This window comes from Bradyrhizobium sp. B039 (assembly GCF_038965675.1).
Classification (GTDB): domain Bacteria; phylum Pseudomonadota; class Alphaproteobacteria; order Rhizobiales; family Xanthobacteraceae; genus Bradyrhizobium; species Bradyrhizobium diazoefficiens.
The window spans coordinates 1,211,409-1,230,504 of sequence record NZ_CP152416.1 but is presented as its reverse complement, the minus strand read 5'-3'; the positions used below and the strand labels follow the sequence as shown (position 1 = coordinate 1,230,504).

The following is a 19,096-nucleotide window of genomic DNA, read 5'->3' as shown; positions in this document are numbered from 1 at the left end:
GCCATGCATCACCCCGCCTCGAAGCCCCCCTTCGACCCCTCGATCGGGGTCTCGCCGAACAATCCCTGTCCATTCCTGCGCGGCCTCGTCGGCGAAGGCTTCGTCGACGGCGGGACCGTCCCGCTCAACACGCTGTCGCAGACCATCGCGAATGCGAGCGGCGAGACGGGGCTGATGAAGAGCTGGGCCCGGATCCAGGTCCGCGGCGTTGCGCTCATCGCCAACGGATTTAGCCACATCCTGAAAAGCATCCGGTCGGGCCCGCAGCTCGACGAACTGCGCGGTGGCCCTCTGGACAAGCGCGGCGCCGGCTCGCGCGTCCTCGGCGTCGACGGCAAGGTCAACGAGGACGAGATCGCGCGGCTCCAGAGCTTCGGCCGGACCTACACCGATCCGGACACCGGCAGCAGCGAGCCCGGCCTCAACGCTGCGGAAATCAAGACCTTCATGCACGAGAACCTCAAGCGCGCAGGCAGCGCCGTGCGCTGGTACTACCCCGTGCTGATGCAGTTCGAATGGCCCGTCCTGCTGAAGATCATGGGCAAGGGCACGGGTAAGGAGGATCGCTATCTCAGCGTCGCCGACGTGCGCACGCTGCTGAACACGCGCCAATTCCCCGACCGCATCAACCAGCGGATTTTATCGCAGTCGCTGCTGTCATCCTGCGCGCTCAGGTTTCGCTGGGCTCTCGGGATCATAGCGTTCCTGTTCGCGGCCGCTCTTGTCGCTCTCGTGGCGGTCAGCGAATTCCCCGACCAGGTCCGCGCCATGCTGCCGCAGAAGGGAGTCCTCGCACAGCTGCTGCCGCCGCCCTTGCCAAAGCTCCCGGAGACGACGGCGGCCTTCTGGCTCGAGCAGAACTGGTCGCTGGAGGACCGGCACTGGTTCCACCACACCAGCCAGGGCACCGCGACCTTTCCGGTTCCCTACACCTGGTTCATGGCGCTGGAGCAGCCGCGTCTTCGCCTGATCTCACGCCCCGGCATGGTGAAGGACAGCGCCTATCTCGAGCGCTTCGGCTTCATCCAGAGCCCGCAATCCATCAAGACCGACGCAACCACGCTGCGGAGCTTCGGCTACGCCAACGTCTACGACACGACGCAGCCGAAGAGCCTGTCGACCGATTGGTCGCAGGTCGAGAATGTCGACGGCCTGCCGGTCGGCTTCGCGCGGATGACGGGCGTCGTCGATCCCGCGACCGGCCGCCGCGAGGAAGACAAGATCGGGCTGACCTGCGCCGCCTGCCACACCGGGCACGTGCGCTACAAGGGCGTGGACGTGCGCTTCGACGGCGGCCCGGCCATGACCGACCTGAAGAAACTCGAGAGCGTGACCGGGCTCTCGATCGCCTACACGCTCTACGTGCCGTTCCGCTTCAAGCGGTTCGCCGACCGCGTACTCGGCCCCGATGCGAGCGACGCCGACCGCAATGCGCTCAAGCAGAGCCTCAAGGCGACCCTCACATTCCTGCTCGACTGGCAAAAGGGTTACGACAAGACGATCGCCGGCAAGAAGACCTGGGACGGCAAGCAGCAAAAGGACACGGAAGAAGGCTTCGGCCGTCTCGATGCGCTCAATCGCATCGGCAACCAGGTGTTCTCCCAGGATTTCGCGCTGAGCGGGGTCAAGGGATTCGAGAAGAACCTGCATGCCCAGGACGCGCCGGTCAGCTTCCCTCCGATCTGGACCGTGCCGTGGCTCAAATTCGCGCAGTACGATGCCTCGATCGAGCAGCCGCTGATCCGCAATGCCGGCGAGGCGCTCGGCGTGACGGCGCTGCTCAACCTGTCCGACGCCTATCCCAAGGACAGGCTTTACCGGTCCTCGGCCGATGTCACCAACCTGCACTGGATCGAGAGTCTGCTGGCGGGCCCCGATCCCTACGCGCAGAAGAAGCTCGGCGGACTGACCTCGCCGAGATGGCCTTCGCAGATTCTCGGCGACGACTGGAAGATCAATCCGGACCGCGTCAAGAGCGGCCGCAAGCTCTACGCAAAGATCTGCGTGGAGTGCCACCTCGGTCCCGTCAACGATCCCGAGTTCGACAAGGAGTTTCCGCAGGAGAGTGTGTGGTCGTCGTCGCGCTGGGAGCGCATCGGCGACGAGATGGTGCTCAACCCGATCCAGAAGAGCGTCACGGGCATGGGGACGGATTCCGCCCAGGCCAGAGTCCTGGAGAAGCGGACGGTCTCGGTGCCGGGCTTCCTCGATCTGAATCCGACACGCATCCTCGGCGACCAATGGAAATGCACCAACCTGCCGGAGACGACCTCGACCGAAATGCCCTATTCGGTTGGGCTGATGGCGATCGTCGACATCGTCAGCCGAAAGGCGATGAATGACGCTCAAATCCCGCCCGACGCGCAGAAGCGCTGGTGGGGCGCCCGCGCCAATTGTCCCAATCCCGGGCCGCAGCCGCCGGATCCCAAGGAGCCCGGTCCCTGGTATCGCGCGCGCCCGCTGAACGGGGTGTGGGCCACCGCGCCTTATCTCCACAACGGCTCAGTGCCCTCGCTGGACTGGATGCTGCGGCCTGCTGCCGAGCGACCCAAGAAATTCTGCATGGGTCAGCGCGACTACGATCCGAAGCTGGTCGGCTTCGCCGTCGTCGAGGGCGAGCGCTGCAAGACCGGAGAAACGCAGTTCTCGACCACCTGGCCCGACGGCACCGAGATCAACGGCAACAGCAATCTCGGCCATTCGTTCGAGGGCAAGGGGCCGCCGCACAAGGACGGCGTCGTCGGCCGCCTGCTGGAAGAAGAAGAGCGCAAGGACCTGATCGAGTATCTGAAGACGCTGTAGCGCGGTCCTTTCACCTCTCCCCGCATCCGCCTTCGCTGAAGCTTCAGCGGACAAGAGCGGGGCGAGGGAGCGCACCGTCACTGCCGCTCACTTGAACAGCGGCGTGCCCGGCACGAAGGCGTCGAAGGCGGCCCAGAACTGGGAGCGGTAGCGGTCCTGCTCCTGGAGGATCTCGTGCTTCGAGCCGGCGATCACGAGATGGGAGCCGGCGCGCAAATGGTAGGCGAACTCCTCGATCGCGGCGGTCGAAACCACGGTGTCGCTGGAGGCCGCCAGCATCAGGATCGGCTGGCGGATCTCGGAGGGGTAGTTCATGCCCTTGAAGGTGTGCATGGCGCGGAAGGCGCTATCGGCCCAGGCGATCGTCGGTGACGCCAGCCCGAGCGTCGGATCCTCCTCCAGGATCGCGGCGTTGCGCGCATAACGCACGGGATCGCTGGTCAGGGGATTGTTGATGAAGGGATCGAGCCCAGTGATGCGATCGCTGCCGCCGGGAACATAGCGGCCGCCCATCCCCATCAGGCGCATCGTCTTCAGCAGCGCCCGCGACGGAAACGAGGTGGTGCGGCCTGGCAGGTCGATCATCGGCGCCGACAGCACCATGCGGTCGAACCAGCGCTTGCCCGCATGCGCAACGCGCAGCAACACCGTACCGCCCATGGAGTGGGCGAGCGCGAAGAAGGGCGGCGGGCAATCCGGCAGCACCACCTGCTGCACGAAGGTCTCGACGTCGATTTCGAAATCGGCGAAGTCGCGCACATAGCCCTTGCGCGGATCGCGCAGGCGGCGCGAGGAGTGGCCCTGCCCGCGCCAGTCGATCATCGCCACCGCAAAGCCGCGGTCGCGCAGGTCGCGCACGGTCTCGAAATATTTCTCGATCTGCTCGCTGCGTCCGGTGAAGACGCAGACCGTGCCCTTGCGGTTCGCCGGCGGCGCCCAGCGCGCAAAGCGCAGCTCGGCGCCATCGGGTGTCTTGATGGTGCCGCTGACGACGTCTTCGGGAACGGGATTGGACGGAATCGAGATCAGCGTCATTGGGCGAGAAATGCTGAAAATCAAGGGCGGGAGCGCCGAAAAGGCGCAAGTTGCCGCCCTCTTGAACGCCGTTCCCTTGAACCCATATCACCATGGTGCAGGCCGCTACCAGTGTTTCGGAACCGGAACATCAGGCTGCACACAGACTAAAGCCCGGCCCGATTGGCGGGCGGGTTACCAAACAGTCGCTCAATGGAGGACTTGACCATGCGTACCTACGATCTCACCCCCTTCTATCGTTCCACCGTCGGCTTCGACCGTCTCTTCAACCTGCTCGACCAGGCCGGTTCGGATGGCAGCCCCGGTTATCCCCCCTACAACATCGAGCGCACCGGCGAGAACGCCTACCGCATCACCGTTGCGGTCTCGGGCTTTGCCAAGGATGAGCTCTCCATCGTCGCGAAGGAAAACACGCTGACGATCAAGGGCGAGAAAGTCGCAAACGAGAACTCGAAGTCCGAAGTGATTTACCGCGGCATCGCCGCGCGTGCCTTCGAGCGCGCCTTCCAGCTTGCCGATTTCGTGCAGGTGAAGGACGCCTCGCTCGAGAACGGGCTGCTTCACGTCGATCTCGTCCGCGAGATTCCCGAAGCCAAGAAGCCGCGCCAGATCGCGATCAACGCCGGCGCGCCCAAGGCGCAGGTGATCGAGAACTCGGCCGCGCAAGTCGCCGCGTAAAACACGCACGCCACTTCCAGGTTGCGAAAACGCCCCGGTGCCCCGGGGCGTTTTTTTTCGTTTGCACCGCATCACAGACTGGTGAGCCGACGTAACGCTGCTGCCTCTCCCTCCGTCCTTTGGGCATCGAACCCAAAACAAGACGGAGAACGATCATGACACTTTGGCGCAGCCTTTTCGTCGCCGCGAGCCTGCTGGCGGCTCCCCTCAGCCTCGCTCACGCACAAACCCCGCAAACCGCGAAGGCGAAGAACGTCGTGCTGGTGCACGGCGCCTGGGCCGACGGATCGAGCTGGTCTGAAGTGATCCCGATCCTCCAGGCCGCCGGCCTTCACGTGACCGCCGTGCAGAATCCGCTGTCGTCGCTTGCGGACTCGGTCGAGGCGACCAAGCGCGCGCTGGCCGAGCAGGACGGGCCGACCGTGCTGGTCGCGCATTCCTGGGGCGGCACCGTGATCAGCCAGGTCGGCACCGACCCGAAGGTCACCAGCCTCGTCTATGTCGCCGCACGCGCGCCCGATGCCAACGAGGATTTCGTCGCGCTGTCGAAGCAATTCCCGACCGGCCCGGTGCGCGCCGGCATCATCGAGCGCGACGGCTACACCAAGCTCTCGGAAGACGCCTTCCTGAAATATTTCGCCAATGGCGTGAAGCCGGAACGGGCCAAGGAGCTCTATGCCGTGCAATGGCCGACCGCGGCCTCGATCTTCGCCGGCCGCACCACGGAAGCTGCATGGCACGCCAAGCCGAGCTGGTACGCGGTGTCGAAGAACGACGACACCATCAATCCGGACTTCGAGCGCTTCCTTGCCAAGCGCATGAACGCAACGACGATCGAGCTCGATGCCGGCCACCTCTCGCTGGTGTCGCATCCGAAGGACGTGGCGAACCTGATCCTGGAAGCTGCGGGGTATCCGCGGAGCTGAGAGGCGATTCTCACGATGCAAAAAGGCGCCTGAAATCTCAGGCGCCTTTTATCTTTGCTCCAACATCGTCCTGGCGAAAGCCAGGACGACACCGAAAATGTCGTGAGCGCCGTCGCGCCAAACGAACTGCGCGCTAATCCAGTCCCTGCGCGGCCGGCATGTCCTGTGTCGGCAGAATCGTCGCGGCGGGCTTCGCCTGACCCACTGTCGGCGCAGCGGCCTGCGGCGCGGCCTCGGCGGGCTTGGCCTGCACGGCGGCGGTCTGCTGCACGGGCTGTGCCTGCGGTGCTTGAGCTTGCGGCGTCTGGGCCTGCTGTTCCGCAGGCTCGGCCGGCTTCGCTGCCGCGACCGGCGTCTCGCCGCGCTGCGGAGCCGCCTTGGGCAGCGGCACCGTGCGCCTTGCGACATGCGGGATCGAGGCCGGCGGGCGCGGCGGGCCGCTGCGGACCACGGTCGGCGGCGGCAGCGCGCTTTGCGGGCCGTAGGGCGCGACCGTGGGCTGCTCATAGGCCGGTGCCATGCCGTAGGCATCGGCGGCGGGCATGAAGCGGATGATCCGGCCGTCGCGGGCGTCGATCACGAGCCGGCCGTCGTCGCCGCGGCGGTCGATCACCGAGATGGTGTAGACGCTGCCGCGCAGCCGCGGGATGCCGAGCGGCGAGAAGCCGTTGTCGCGCAGCACCGCATAGACCTCGGTGGCCGGCAGCAGCGCCGGGCCGCGTTCCTCGTAGCCATAGCCATAGCCATATCGCGGCGGCGGAGGCGGCGCGGCGTCCGGTGGCGCATAGGGCCGGTCGAAATCCGACACGGCGATCGTGGCCCCTCCCGCAATACCGTTCGCCGGAACTTGCGCCTCTGCCGCGGTCACAGCCAGCGCCAGCGCGGCGGCGGCCACACATCCTGTGAAAAACTTCATGGTCGACACGCTCCTGTCAGCCCCCGGATGGATCGCGCTCTTTCGCTTCTTGCGGCGTGGCGCGCCTTCCGAAGGGTCGATCCGAAGCTTCATTTGCGATTTCGGCGTCCACAGGGCCGGATCAGGGCGCGTTTGCTTCAAAACCGGGGCTGCGCAACTTTCGGAAAGCGATTGATTGACAGATCGGGAATCGGGACTTTCGCGCGCTTGTGTGATAGACAAAAATTTGGCAAGGTGATGGTTAGGACAGGAAAGCTGTCTCAATTTTGCTTGCGGTTCCGGCATAGGGATTGCAACGAAAGTCGGTGCTTCCGAGCACCAAGAAGGCAACAGGCAAAGCCGTTCACGGGGACGTAGAACGCCTTGGCCTGAATTTAAGAAAATGCGGCTCGCAGCGGACGAGCGGTGACCCAGAGGCGGGTGCCGCGGAACGCCCAAGGTGCGCCGAAGATGGCGGTGAGACAGCTTGCCGCATGGAGAGGACGAGGACATGAACGGGTCGCAATTCGAGCGCGCAAACATCGTGGCAGAAGAACTGTCGGCGACGGTCGCCTCGAAAACGACTGATCCGATTCAGGAACACAATTCGCGCCCGCCCGCCGAAGGCCTCTACGATCCGAGTCTGGAAAAGGATTCCTGCGGCGTCGGCTTCATCGCCAACATCAAGGGCAAGAAGTCGCACAAGATCGTCTCGGACGCGCTGAGCATCCTCTGCAACCTCGAGCATCGCGGCGCTGTCGGCGCCGATCCGCGCGCCGGTGACGGCGCCGGCATCCTGGTGCAGATCCCGCACGCCTTCTTCAGCCGCAAGGCCAAGGAGCTCGGCTTCACGCTGCCGCAGCCCGGCGAATACGCCATCGGCGCGCTGTTCATGCCGCGCGACACCGCCTGGCGCAACGTCATCAAGAGCATCATCGCCGACCAGATCAAGGAAGAGGGCCTGACCCTGCTCGGCTGGCGCGACGTGCCGACCGACAACTCCTCGCTCGGCGTCACCGTGAAGCCGACCGAGCCCGCCTGCATGCAGGTGTTCATCGGCCGCAACGGCACCGCCAAGACCGAGGACGATTTCGAGCGCCGGCTCTACATCCTGCGCAAGTCGATCTCGCAGGCGATCTACCAGCGCCGCGACCGCGGCCTTGCGGGCTACTACCCCTGCTCGATGTCCTGCCGCACGGTGATCTACAAGGGCATGTTCCTCGCCGACCAGCTCGGCAAGTACTATCCCGACCTGCACGAGGCGGACTTCGAGAGCGCGCTGGCGCTGGTGCATCAGCGCTTCTCGACCAACACCTTCCCGGCCTGGTCGCTGGCGCATCCCTACCGCATGATCGCGCATAACGGCGAGATCAACACGCTGCGCGGCAACACCAACTGGATGGCGGCGCGCCAGGCCTCGGTGAGCTCCGAGCTCTACGGCAAGGACATCAACCGGCTCTGGCCGATCTCCTATGAAGGCCAGTCCGACACCGCCTGCTTCGACAACGCGCTCGAATTCCTGGTGCAGGGCGGCTACTCGCTGCCGCACGCCGTCATGATGATGATCCCGGAGGCGTGGGCCGGCAATCCGCTGATGGATGAGAAGCGCCGCGCCTTCTACGAATATCACGCCGCGCTGATGGAGCCGTGGGACGGCCCCGCCGCGATCGCCTTCACCGACGGCCGCCAGATCGGCGCCACGCTGGACCGCAACGGGTTGCGGCCGGCGCGCTATCTCGTGACCAAGGACGACCGCATCGTGATGGCGTCCGAGATGGGCGTGCTGACGATCCCCGAGGACCAGATCATCACCAAGTGGCGGCTCCAGCCCGGCAAGATGCTGCTGGTCGACCTCGAGCAGGGCCGCCTGATCCCCGACGACGAGATCAAGGCCGAGCTCGCCAAGAGCCATCCCTACAAGGAGTGGCTGGAGCGGACCCAGATCGTGCTGGAAGAGCTGCCGAAGGTTCCGACCACCGGCGTGCGCTCCAACCTGTCGCTGCTCGATCGCCAGCAGGCGTTCGGCTACAGCCAGGAAGACATCACCATCCTGATGACGCCGATGGCGGCGACGGGCGAGGAAGCCGCGGGCTCGATGGGCAACGACACGCCGATCTCGGCGCTGTCGGACAAGGCCAAGCCGCTGTTCACCTACTTCAAGCAGAACTTCGCGCAGGTCACCAACCCGCCGATCGACCCGATCCGCGAAGAGCTGGTGATGAGCCTCGTCTCGATCATCGGACCGCGGCCGAACCTGTTCGACCTGCAGGGCATGGCCACCACCAAGCGCCTCGAAGTGCGCCAGCCGATCCTGACCGACGCGGATCTCGAGAAGATCCGCTCGATCACCGACGTGGCCGACACCCACTTCAAGTCGCGCACGCTGGACACCACCTTCCACGCCGGGCTCGGCGCAGCCGGCATGGACCAGGTGCTGGACGAGCTCTGCGCGCGCGCCGAAAGCGCGGTGCGCGAGGGCGTCAACATCATCATCCTGTCCGACCGCATGGTCGGCACCGACCGGGTCCCGATCCCGGCACTGCTGGCCTGCGCTGCCGTGCATCATCATCTGATCCGCGTCGGACTGCGCACCTCGGTCGGCCTTGTCGTCGAATCCGGTGAGCCGCGCGAAGTGCATCACTTCGCCTGCCTTGCCGGCTACGGCGCCGAAGCGATCAATCCTTACCTCGCGTTCGAGACCATCATCGCGATGAAGGACCGCCTGCCCGGCTCGCTCGACGACTACGAGATCGTCAAGCGCTACATCAAGTCGATCGGCAAGGGTCTTTTGAAGGTGATGTCCAAGATGGGCATCTCGACCTACCAGTCCTATTGCGGCGCGCAGATCTTCGACGCGGTCGGCCTCAAGGCGGACTTCGTCGGAAAGTTCTTCGCCGGCACGCATACCCGCGTCGAAGGCGTGGGTCTGGCCGAGATCGCGGAAGAAGCCGTGCGCCGCCATGCCGACGCGTTCGGCGAGGCGCTGGTCTACAAGACCTCGCTCGACGTCGGCGGCGAATATGCCTATCGCAGCCGCGGCGAGGACCATGCCTGGACCGCCGAGTCGGTCGGGCTGCTTCAGCACGCTGCGCGCGGCAATTCGCTGGAGCGCTATCGCGCCTTCGCCAAGATCCTGAACGAGCAGTCGGAGCGCCTGCTGACGCTGCGCGGCCTGTTCCGGATCAAGAGCGCCGAGGAAGAGAAGCGCAAGCCGGTGCCGCTCGACCAGGTCGAGCCGGCCAAGGACATCGTCAAGCGTTTCGCCACGGGTGCGATGAGCTTCGGCTCGATCTCGCGCGAGGCGCACACCACGCTCGCGATCGCCATGAACCGGATCGGCGGCAAGTCGAACACCGGTGAAGGCGGCGAGGAAGCCGACCGCTTCAAGCCGCTGCCGAACGGCGATTCCATGCGCTCGGCGATCAAGCAGGTCGCCTCGGGCCGCTTCGGCGTCACCACGGAGTATCTCGTCAACTCCGACATGATGCAGATCAAGATGGCGCAGGGTGCCAAGCCCGGCGAAGGCGGCCAGCTGCCCGGCCACAAGGTCGACGCGACCATCGCCAAGGTCCGGCACTCGACGCCGGGCGTCGGCCTGATCTCGCCGCCGCCGCATCACGACATCTACTCGATCGAGGACCTGGCGCAGCTCATCTACGACCTCAAGAACGTCAACCCGACGGGCGACGTCTCGGTCAAGCTCGTCTCCGAGATCGGCGTCGGCACGGTCGCCGCGGGCGTCGCCAAGGCGCGCGCCGACCATGTCACCATCGCCGGCTTCGAGGGCGGCACCGGCGCTTCGCCCCTGACCTCGATCAAGCACGCCGGCTCGCCGTGGGAGATCGGCCTTGCCGAAACCCACCAGACGCTGGTGCGCGAGCGGCTACGCAGCCGCATCGTGGTCCAGGTCGACGGCGGCTTCCGCACCGGCCGTGACGTCGTGATCGGGGCGCTGCTCGGCGCCGACGAGTTCGGTTTCGCCACCGCGCCGCTGATCGCGGCCGGCTGCATCATGATGCGCAAGTGCCATCTCAATACCTGCCCGGTCGGCGTCGCGACCCAGGACCCGGTCCTGCGCAAGCGCTTCACCGGCCAGCCCGAGCACGTGATCAACTACTTCTTCTTCGTTGCGGAAGAGGTCCGCGAGATCATGGCGTCGCTCGGCTTCCGCACCTTCAACGAGATGATCGGCCAGGTTCAGCTGCTCGACCAGACCAAGCTTGTCGCGCACTGGAAGGCCAAGGGGCTCGACTTCTCCAAGCTGTTCGTCAAGCAGAAGGAAGAGAAGGGCCAGAAGATCTATCACTCCGAGCGCCAGAACCATCATCTGGAAGCCGTGCTCGACCGCACGCTGATCGAGCAGGCGACGCCCGCGCTCGACCGCGGCGCGCCGGTGAAGATCGACGCTACGATCAACAGCACCAACCGTTCCGCCGGCGCCATGCTGTCGGGCGCGGTCGCCAAGATCTACGGCCATGCCGGCCTGCCGCATGACACCATCCATGTCAGCCTCAAGGGCACCGCCGGCCAGGCCTTCGGCGCGTGGCTCGCCCATGGCGTCACCTTCGAGCTCGAGGGTGAAGGCAACGACTATGTCGGCAAGGGCCTCTCGGGCGGCAAGATCATCGTCAAGCCGCCGAAGAACTCCGCGATCGTGCCGGAAGAAAGCATCATCGTCGGCAACACCGTGATGTACGGCGCGATCCAGGGCGAGTGCTACTTCCGCGGCATCGCCGGCGAACGCTTCGCCGTGCGCAACTCGGGCGCGATCGCCGTGGTCGAGGGCGCGGGCGATCATTGCTGCGAATACATGACCGGCGGCATCGTGGTCGTGCTCGGCAAGACCGGGCGCAACTTCGCGGCCGGCATGTCGGGCGGCATCGCCTACGTGCTCGACGAGACCGGCGACTTCGACAAGCTGTGCAACCTCAGCATGGTCGAACTCGAACCGGTCCTGTCGGAGGAGCTGATCAACGCCGGCACCTACAATCACACCGGTGACCTCGAGGCGCATGGCCGGGTCGACGTGTTCAAGGGCCTGCTCGACTCCGACGTCGAGCGGCTGCACGTCCTGATCACGCGCCATGCGAAAGCGACCGGCTCCAAGCGCGCCGCCGACATCCTTGCCAATTGGAAGGACTGGCTGCCAAAATTCCGCAAGGTGATGCCGGTCGAGTACCGGCGTGCGCTGCGCGAAATGGCGGCCAACGCGGACGCCGAGCCGAAGATCGCGATCGGGGCGTAATTCTCAACTCGCGTCATTCCGGGGCGCGCAAAGCGCGAACCCGGAATCTCGCAAACCAACCTCCAGGTTCCGGGTCTGCGCGCGGCGCGCGCATCCCGGAACGACGGCAAACAAACCTAAGCGGCAGGGACTTCGGGTTTAATGGGCAAGATCACGGGTTTTCTGGAAATCGAACGGCACGACCGCAAGTACACCCCGGTCGCCGAGCGCGTGAAGCATTTTCACGAGTTCGTCGTTCCCTTGACCGAGAGGGAAACGCGCGACCAGGCCGCGCGCTGTATGAACTGCGGCATTCCCTATTGCCACGGCACAGGCTCGGTCGCGCCCGGCACGCCGGGCTGCCCGGTCAACAACCAGATCCCCGATTTCAACGACCTCGTCTATCAGGGCAACTGGGAAGAGGCCTCGCGCAACCTGCACTCGACCAACAATTTCCCGGAGTTCACCGGGCGCATCTGCCCCGCGCCGTGCGAAGCGTCCTGCACGCTCAACATCGACGACAACCCGGTCACCATCAAGACGATCGAATGCGCGATCGTCGACCGCGCCTGGGACAATGGCTGGCTGAAGCCGGAAGTCGCCTCCGTCAAGACCGGCAAGAAGGTCGCAGTGATCGGCTCTGGACCCGCCGGCATGGCCTGCGCGCAGCAGCTCGCGCGCGCCGGCCACGACGTGCACCTGTTCGAGAAGTTCGCCAAGGCCGGCGGCTTGCTCCGTTACGGCATCCCCGACTTCAAGATGGAGAAGGGCATCATCGACCGCCGCGTCAAGCAGATGGAAGGCGAAGGCGTCACCTTCCACTACAACAGCCATGTCGGCGCTGACGGCAATGTCGATCCGCGCGAGATGCTCAACGAGTATGACGCCGTGGCGCTGACCGGCGGCGCGGAAGCCCCGCGCGACCTGCCGATCCCCGGCCGCGATCTCCAAGGCATCCACTACGCCATGGACTTCCTGCCGCAGCAGAATCGCCGCGTCTCCGAGGAGCCGCTGAACGGCGTCACCGAGATTTTGGCCAGCGGCAAGCATGTCGTCGTCATCGGCGGCGGCGACACCGGAAGCGACTGCATCGGCACCTCGCTGCGCCAGGGCGCGCTGTCCGTGACCCAGCTCGAGATCATGCCCGCCCCGCCCGAGCGCGAGAACAAGGGCCTGACCTGGCCGAACTGGCCGCTGAAGATGCGCACCTCCTCTAGCCAGGCCGAAGGCGCGATCCGCGAATTCGCCGTGCTGACCCAGAAGTTTTCCGGCGAGAACGGCCAGGTCAAGAAGCTGCACTGCGTCCGCGTCGACGACAAGTTCAAGCCGATTGCCGGCACCGAGTTCGAGCTGGATGCCGAGCTCGTCCTGCTCGCCATGGGCTTCGTCCACCCCGTGCATGAGGGCCTGCTCAAGCTGCTCTCGGTCGAGTTCGACCCGCGCGGCAACGTCAAGGCCAACACGCTCGACTACCAGACCTCGCGCCCGAACGTGTTCACCGCCGGCGACATGCGGCGTGGGCAATCGCTGGTGGTCTGGGCCATCCGCGAGGGCCGGCTGTGCGCCCGGTCGATTGATACGTTCCTGATGGGGAAGACGGATCTGCCGCGGTAGGTTCGCCGCTCGCCGGTCATTCCGGGGCGCGCGAAGCGCGAGCCCGGAATCCATTTATCCACGCCCCCTGACGCCCGATGGATTCCGGGTTCGCGCCAAATGGCGCGCCCCGGAATGACGAGCGGAGAGAGCCGCGCTCTCGCGCCTCATCTCACTCCAGACTCGTGCCGACAGGCGTCAATTCTGCAGCCTCACCCCCAGCATCACCACCGTGCCCTGCGAGCTCGAGGTCGGCTGGTTCGAGTCCAGGATGTCGTGGCGCAGGGTGCCCTTGATCCAGATGTTGCGGTTGAGCTTGTAGATCAGGTTGCCTTCGAGCGAGTAGGTTTTGTCGTTACGACCCTGGTTCTGGTAGTCGTAGGTGCCGTAGGTGAACTTGCCGACGGCCGTGAGCCAGCGGCGGAAGTCGTGATCGACTTCGACCCCGTAGGTGTGCACCAGCACGCCGGAGGAGCCGGGGACCGTGGTCTCCGCGATCTGCGTGTCGGTGGCGAATTTCACCGTGGTCAGGCCGCTCGCGTTCCAGATCAGCGAGCCCGAGGTGAGGAAGCCCGAGAGCTGACTGAGGCGCGGGTCGACATAGTTGCGCGCAGAATAGCCGACCGAGACCTCGCCCGTGAGGATGCGCGAGAACTCAAAGGACGAGCCGACCTTGGCATAACCGCCGTTTGAATCGCGGAAATAGCCGTTGCGGTCGGCGGCCTGGTCGTGGACGCGGGTGTCACCCTGGATCTCGACGAACGGTTTTAGCCCAGGCTTCAGCTCGTAGGAGAAGCGGCCGACCCCGCCGTACTGATTAAAGTCGCGATCGTTGTTGCTGAAGGTCGAGCCGTCGGTGAGTTTTGAATCCGTGTAGGCGGTGCGATCCACGGTGGCGCCGGCGGCGACCTGGAAGCGGTTGAAGGTCTGGTCGAAACCGATGGTCGTGCCATAGGTCGCATAGACAGGATATTTCTGAAGGCCGGCCTGCACGTTCGGGCTGCCGGGATTGTCGGTGGCGAGCCGCAGGCGCAGCTGCGAGGTCAGCTTGAGATCGCGGTCGACGTCGATGCGGCCGTCGACATGACCGGTGAAATCGGGCCGGTCGATCTCGACCGGCGAGGGCGAGGCGAAGCCGTCGATCGTCGCCGGCATGTTGTTGGTGTAGCCCGAGAACGAGCCGCGCAAATCGGCGACCAGCGCGTGGCGCTCCCAGTCGGACGCCACGAGGAGGTCGGGCGCGACGACGTAGACCGGCGAGCCGACCGGCTTGTTCAGACGCGCCGGGTTGGTGTCATAGCCGGCGGAGAGCTCGAGCCCGCCCTTGATCAGGAAGCTGCCGGCATAATCGCCGACCGCGCCGAACGCGTCGTCATCGGCCTTGAGGCGACGGCGCAGCGGCTGGCCGGGCACGTTGCCGGCCATCGCCGGCGGCACCGGCACCTTGTGCGCGGTCTCCGACGGCGGCGGCGCGATGCGCGGCGGGCCGAGCGTCCTGTCCGGCGTTGCCGGCGGCACCGGCGAGCCGGGTCCGACCGGGCGCTTCGGCTTCGGCTGCCCGGGATAGAGCTTGGGCTGCTGCCGCTTGCGGTTGAGCGAGTCGTAACCCGAGCCGCTGGCGCCGTTGGCGGCCGGCAGGCCGTAGGTCGGCACCTGGCCGACGCGCGAGGTCGCCGGCGTCTGCTGGCGCTTGCGCGGGTCGGCATTGGGATCGGGCAGCGCCGGCAGCGCGTCCGAGGGCGCCTGCGGCACGCCTGCCGTGCGGCGCGTCGGCAATGTCTCAGGCGCGGCGAAGCCGCCGCGGTTGGGATTGAACAGGTCGGGCGTGAGGCTCTGGGCGGCGACTGGACCGCTTTGCAGGGCCGTCAGCGCAAGACACGGCAAAGCCGCGCGCAGGAAATGCGCGCGTTTGCTCCGGCCCATGCCTGGAGACGACCCCACGATGGAATTACCCCAACGAAATCAAATACTTTCGCGATGGTTCCCGCCGGCTGGCAGAAACCATCGTTAATGGAGTTAAAACAATTATGGTTAATGACCCGTTGAGGGTCGGGGCGGCCGCGTCGCCTCATACGCCGAGGCGTGCTAAGCAGGCACCAACGGGCCATCGCCCCTCCTCCCTGGACCTGAACATGCCGAGTTCGAAACCGCTGATGACCCAATCATCCGGCCCCATTCCCACAAGCGTCGAATCCGCACTCCGCACCCTGGAGACGGAGAGCGGCGGCATCAACGCGCTCGCCGCCGCCCTGCGCGGCCCGCTGGGTGCGACCTTCGCCAAGGCGGTCGACATGATCCGGCAGGCCAAGGGCCGCGTCATCGTCACCGGGCTCGGCAAGTCAGGCCATATGGGGCGCAAGATCGCAGCGACGCTGGCCTCGACCGGCACGCCCGCCTTCTTCGTTCACACCGCTGAAGCCGCCCATGGCGACCTCGGCATGATCACCGCGGACGACGTCATCATGGCGCTGTCCTGGTCCGGCGAGCAGCCGGAGATGAAGACCCTCGTGAACTATTCGGCGCGCTTTGCGATCCCCATGATCGCGGTGACGTCGAACGCGGCGTCCTCGTTGGGGCAAGCCGCCGACCTCGTGATCGAGCTGCCGAAGGCGCGCGAGGCCTGCCCGCACAATCTGGCGCCGACCACCTCGACCCTGATGCAGGCCGCGATCGGCGATGCGCTCGCGATCGCGCTGCTCGAAGGCCGCGGCTTCACCGCGCTCGAGTTCGCGCATTTCCACCCCGGCGGCAAGCTCGGCGCGATGCTGAAATTCGTCCGCGACTACATGCGCACCGGCGCGGAGATCCCGGTCAAGCCTGAAGGCACCAAGATGTCGGAGGCCGTGGTCGAGATGTCGGCCAAGGGACTGGGCTGCGTCTGCATCGTCAACGACGCGAATGAGGCCGTCGGCATCATCACCGACGGCGATCTGCGCCGTCACATGCGTCCCGACCTGCTGACAGTGTCGGTCGACGACATCATGACCAGGCAGCCCAAGTCCGTGCCGCCCTCGATGCTCGCCACCGAGATGATCGAGGTGCTGAACACCCGCAAGATCACGACGCTGCTGGTGACCGAGGCGGGCAAGGTCGTGGGCATCGTGCATTTGCACGATTTGCTGCGCGCGGGCGTGGCGTAGCTTCAAGCACAGTCATTCCGGGGCGATGCGAAGCATCGAACCCGGAATCTCGAGATTCCGGGTTCACGCTTCGCGTCCCCCGGAATGACAGCGAGGGCTACGCCGGAAACTGCGCCGCCTTCTCCTCCAGCGGCAGCCGCAAGCCGTTCGCCAGATACGACACCGTGCGATAGAAGCCGCACAGCAGCATGATCTCCAGAATCTGCGCCTCGTCGTAATGCGCCGCGAGCGCGGCGAATTCCGCGTCGGTGAACGTCGCGCGGTGATGCAGCGCATCGACGGCGGCAATCAGCGCCTGCTCGTCCAGTGACCAGCAGGCTGATGTCGCATCGCCCTCTACGGTCGCGCGGACCTCCTCCTCCGTGAGGCGCGCCGGCCCGGCAAAGACCGCGACATGCACACCCCATTCGTATTCGCATTTGCTCAGCGCGCAGGTGCGGTCGATCACGATCTCGCGCTGGCGCAGGGACAGCGGCCCGGGATCGAGCAGCCCGCCGGCGCGAAACTTGTCCCAGGCGCGGCCGTGGCCCGCCATCACCCGGAACAGCACCAGCGGCGGCGCGCCGCGCATGATGCGGTCGAACTGCGCCTGGATCTCCGGGGGATAAGGCGGCGCGAGCGGCGCAATGCGCGGTGTGGCCCGGGACATCGGCCGTCTCCGTTGCTACAATTATCGTAGCGATACGCTACACTATCTGTAGCGCGACGCAAGAGGACGACGATGGCGAAACAGGCCGGTTCGACAACACGCAACGTCCGCGGCTCGCGCACCGGACGGCCGATCATGGCGCTGCTCGACCTGCTCGGCCGGCGCTGGACCTTGCGTATCCTGTGGGAGTTGCGCGAGGAGCCCCTCACCTCCCGCGCATTGCGCACGGCGTGCGACGAGGCTTCGCCCACGGTGCTGCAAGCGCGGCTGGACGATTTGCGCGAGGCGGGGTTCGTGGAGCTCGGCGAAGGCGGAGGCTATGGGCTGACGCCGCTCGGGCGGGACTTGTGCGAGACGTTCATGCCGCTGCACAGGTTCGCGGAGAGGTGGAAGAGGTAGGGCTCAAAAGGCCGCCGCGCACTCCGAAATTCCTTCTCCCCTTGTGGGAGAAGGTGGCGCGAAGCGCCGGATGAGGGGTTTTCTCCGCAAACTCAGCGCTGCGTTGGAGGAGGGAGACCCCTCACCCGTCTCGCCGCTACGCGGCGAGCCCCCTCTCCCACAAGGGGAGAGGGGAAGAGAAAACTACGCCACCGCTACCGTCAGATTCACGCCGTCCACCTGCACCACCTTCACGCGCGTCCCGGCTGGCGTATCGGGACCTGCGACGCGCCAGACCGTGTCGCCGATGCGCATGGTGCCGTTGCCGTCGACGATCGGCTTCTCCAGCGTGAACTCACGGCCGAGCAGCGCCTCGGTGCGCTTGTTGAGGAAGGGGCTTGCGCTTGCATCGGGCCTCGGCCGGGCGAGCCGGCGCCACACGGGAACGGCGGCGGCAGCGAAGATCGCGAACATCACGAGCTGAGTCTGCCAGGACAGATGAACGGCGAACGAGATCAGGCCCACCAGCAAAGCGGCGAGCCCGAGCCAGAACAGGAATACGCCCGGTGCGATCGTCTCCAACGCCATCAGGATGAAGGCAAAGATCAGCCAGTTCCAGGTGCCGAGCGATACGAACGTGTCGGTCATGATACGCCTCTGAATATTGACGCATGCCGTTTTCAAAAGAACCGCGTCATACGCCGGTGACTATCCCTGCCGCGGCGGCACCGCCGGCGGCGGACTGCCGGTCGGAGGCACTGAGCCCGGGCGGCGAGCGGCGGCAGCCGCGGACGCCGCGCTCTCGCCGAACGTGGCCTTCGCGATCTCGCCGATGCCGGCGAGCGAGCCGAGCATGCTGGTGGCTTCGATCGGCAGCATGATGATCTTCTGGTTCGGCGAGTCCGCGAACTGGCCGAACGCCTTGATATATTTGTCGGCGATAAAATAGTTCAACGCCGCGACGTCGCCCTTGGCGATGGCTTCACTGACCATCTGCGTCGCCTTGGCCTCGGCCTCCGCGGACCGCTCGCGGGCCTCGGCGTCGCGGAACGCGGCTTCCTTGCGGCCCTCGGCCTGGAGGATCTGGCCCTGCTTGGCGCCTTCCGCGCGCAGGATCTCCGACTGCCGCTGGCCTTCGGCGGCCAGAATGTCGGCGCGCTTGACGCGCTCCGCCTTCATCTGGCGGCCCATCGCCTCAACGAGATCGGCGGGCGGCACGATGTCCTTGATCTCGATGCGGTTGACCTTCAGGCCCCAGGGCGAGACCGCCGCATCGACGACGCGCAACAGGCGCTCGTTGATCTCGTCGCGATGCGACAGCACCTGGTCGAGATCCATCGCGCCCATCACCGAGCGGATGTTGGTCATGGTCAGGACCGTGATGGCCTGGGTCAGGTTGGAGACCTCGTAGCTCGCCTTGGCGGCGTCGAATACCTGGTAGAAGGCGACGCCGTCCACCGTCACGGTGGCGTTGTCCTTGGTGATCACCTCCTGCTCGGGAATGTCGATCACCTGCTCCATCATGTTGATCTTGCGCCCGACGCGGTCGAAATAGGGCACGATCAGGTTGAGCCCGGGGCTCAGCGTCTGGGTGTACTTGCCGAACCGCTCGATGGTCCAGTCATAGCCCTGCGGGACCGTCTTCACGCCGGCAATCAGCGTGACGATGACGAGCAAAACCAGAACAATCGCGAAAATGTCGAAACCGCTCATATTTCCTCCAAGGCGGGAAAAAGCCCTTTCCCGCGCTGTCATTGGTCGGGAACGCGACCTTAC

At 65.7% G+C, this 19,096-nt stretch carries 13 protein-coding genes; 7 read left to right on the top strand and 6 right to left on the bottom strand.

The genetic code is table 11. From position 1 onward, the window contains the following. Positions 1-3 precede the first annotated feature (3 nt). Entirely contained in the window at positions 4-2,802 is a 2,799-nt protein-coding gene (locus AAFG50_RS05665; RefSeq protein WP_028173865.1) for a di-heme-cytochrome C peroxidase, read from the top strand. An 87-nt stretch (positions 2,803-2,889) separates the two neighbouring features. Here AAFG50_RS05665 and AAFG50_RS05660 read toward each other — a convergent pair whose 3' ends face one another. Continuing rightward, positions 2,890-3,837, bottom strand: coding sequence for an alpha/beta hydrolase (locus AAFG50_RS05660; protein ID WP_028173864.1), 948 nt, complete (start codon positions 3,835-3,837; stop codon positions 2,890-2,892). 207 nt (positions 3,838-4,044) lie between these two features. Between AAFG50_RS05660 and AAFG50_RS05655 the strand changes: the two genes are divergently transcribed. Both AAFG50_RS05655 and AAFG50_RS05650 read left to right on the top strand, forming a co-directional pair. Continuing rightward, positions 4,045-4,515, top strand: a complete 471-nt coding sequence (locus AAFG50_RS05655; protein WP_028173863.1) for an Hsp20 family protein — start codon at positions 4,045-4,047, stop codon at positions 4,513-4,515. Between the two features lie 155 nt (positions 4,516-4,670). Then, a complete protein-coding gene (locus tag AAFG50_RS05650) occupies positions 4,671-5,441 on the top strand; it encodes an alpha/beta hydrolase (RefSeq protein ID WP_028173862.1) in 771 nt (256 codons plus the stop codon). A gap of 133 nt (positions 5,442-5,574) precedes the next feature. Here the strand turns inward: AAFG50_RS05650 and AAFG50_RS05645 are convergent, their stop codons facing one another. Beyond that, positions 5,575-6,357, bottom strand: a complete 783-nt coding sequence (locus tag AAFG50_RS05645; protein ID WP_028173861.1) for a hypothetical protein — start codon at positions 6,355-6,357, stop codon at positions 5,575-5,577. A gap of 490 nt (positions 6,358-6,847) precedes the next feature. Here AAFG50_RS05645 and gltB point away from each other — a divergent pair, with 490 nt between their 5' ends. Continuing rightward, on the top strand, positions 6,848-11,581 hold the full coding sequence (gene gltB, locus AAFG50_RS05640; protein WP_028173860.1) for a glutamate synthase large subunit: 4,734 nt from the start codon (positions 6,848-6,850) through the stop codon (positions 11,579-11,581). A gap of 141 nt (positions 11,582-11,722) precedes the next feature. Further along, entirely contained in the window at positions 11,723-13,174 is a 1,452-nt protein-coding gene (locus tag AAFG50_RS05635; protein WP_028173859.1) for a glutamate synthase subunit beta, read from the top strand. 177 nt (positions 13,175-13,351) lie between these two features. Here the strand turns inward: AAFG50_RS05635 and AAFG50_RS05630 are convergent, their stop codons facing one another. Continuing rightward, on the bottom strand, positions 13,352-15,094 hold the full coding sequence (locus AAFG50_RS05630) for an outer membrane beta-barrel protein (protein ID WP_028173858.1): 1,743 nt from the start codon (positions 15,092-15,094) through the stop codon (positions 13,352-13,354). Positions 15,095-15,285: 191 nt separating this feature from the next. On the opposite strand from AAFG50_RS05630, the gene AAFG50_RS05625 reads away from it, so the two are divergent. After that, positions 15,286-16,293 (top strand): KpsF/GutQ family sugar-phosphate isomerase, encoded by a 1,008-nt coding sequence (locus AAFG50_RS05625; RefSeq protein ID WP_028173857.1) that lies wholly within the window; start codon positions 15,286-15,288, stop codon positions 16,291-16,293. 97 nt (positions 16,294-16,390) lie between these two features. Here AAFG50_RS05625 and AAFG50_RS05620 read toward each other — a convergent pair whose 3' ends face one another. Beyond that, positions 16,391-16,942, bottom strand: a complete 552-nt coding sequence (locus AAFG50_RS05620) for a carboxymuconolactone decarboxylase family protein (RefSeq protein ID WP_028173856.1) — start codon at positions 16,940-16,942, stop codon at positions 16,391-16,393. Between the two features lie 72 nt (positions 16,943-17,014). Here AAFG50_RS05620 and AAFG50_RS05615 point away from each other — a divergent pair, with 72 nt between their 5' ends. Then, positions 17,015-17,341, top strand: coding sequence for a winged helix-turn-helix transcriptional regulator (locus AAFG50_RS05615; protein WP_028173855.1), 327 nt, complete (start codon positions 17,015-17,017; stop codon positions 17,339-17,341). 183 nt (positions 17,342-17,524) lie between these two features. Here AAFG50_RS05615 and AAFG50_RS05610 read toward each other — a convergent pair whose 3' ends face one another. Together AAFG50_RS05610 and AAFG50_RS05605 are read right to left on the bottom strand one after the other, a co-directional pair. Continuing rightward, entirely contained in the window at positions 17,525-17,968 is a 444-nt protein-coding gene (locus tag AAFG50_RS05610) for an NfeD family protein (RefSeq protein ID WP_011090474.1), read from the bottom strand. A gap of 60 nt (positions 17,969-18,028) precedes the next feature. Beyond that, positions 18,029-19,033: an SPFH domain-containing protein gene (locus AAFG50_RS05605; RefSeq protein ID WP_028173854.1), complete on the bottom strand. Its 1,005-nt coding sequence runs from the start codon at positions 19,031-19,033 to the stop codon at positions 18,029-18,031. Positions 19,034-19,096 lie beyond the last annotated feature (63 nt).

What these genes read in the sequence shown, in the direction of transcription:
- AAFG50_RS05620 (WP_028173856.1), bottom strand. Translation starts at nt 16,942, where the DNA reads ATGTCCCGGGCCACACCGCGCATTGCGCCGCTCGCGCCGCCTTATCCC.
- AAFG50_RS05625 (WP_028173857.1), top strand. Translation starts at nt 15,286, where the DNA reads ATGCCGAGTTCGAAACCGCTGATGACCCAATCATCCGGCCCCATTCCC.
- AAFG50_RS05650 (WP_028173862.1), top strand. Translation starts at nt 4,671, where the DNA reads ATGACACTTTGGCGCAGCCTTTTCGTCGCCGCGAGCCTGCTGGCGGCT.
- AAFG50_RS05665 (WP_028173865.1), top strand. Translation starts at nt 4, where the DNA reads ATGCATCACCCCGCCTCGAAGCCCCCCTTCGACCCCTCGATCGGGGTC.
- AAFG50_RS05605 (WP_028173854.1), bottom strand. Translation starts at nt 19,033, where the DNA reads ATGAGCGGTTTCGACATTTTCGCGATTGTTCTGGTTTTGCTCGTCATC.
- AAFG50_RS05645 (WP_028173861.1), bottom strand. Translation starts at nt 6,357, where the DNA reads ATGAAGTTTTTCACAGGATGTGTGGCCGCCGCCGCGCTGGCGCTGGCT.
- AAFG50_RS05610 (WP_011090474.1), bottom strand. Translation starts at nt 17,968, where the DNA reads ATGACCGACACGTTCGTATCGCTCGGCACCTGGAACTGGCTGATCTTT.
- AAFG50_RS05655 (WP_028173863.1), top strand. Translation starts at nt 4,045, where the DNA reads ATGCGTACCTACGATCTCACCCCCTTCTATCGTTCCACCGTCGGCTTC.
- AAFG50_RS05660 (WP_028173864.1), bottom strand. Translation starts at nt 3,837, where the DNA reads ATGACGCTGATCTCGATTCCGTCCAATCCCGTTCCCGAAGACGTCGTC.
- gltB (WP_028173860.1), top strand. Translation starts at nt 6,848, where the DNA reads ATGAACGGGTCGCAATTCGAGCGCGCAAACATCGTGGCAGAAGAACTG.
- AAFG50_RS05615 (WP_028173855.1), top strand. Translation starts at nt 17,015, where the DNA reads ATGGCGAAACAGGCCGGTTCGACAACACGCAACGTCCGCGGCTCGCGC.
- AAFG50_RS05635 (WP_028173859.1), top strand. Translation starts at nt 11,723, where the DNA reads ATGGGCAAGATCACGGGTTTTCTGGAAATCGAACGGCACGACCGCAAG.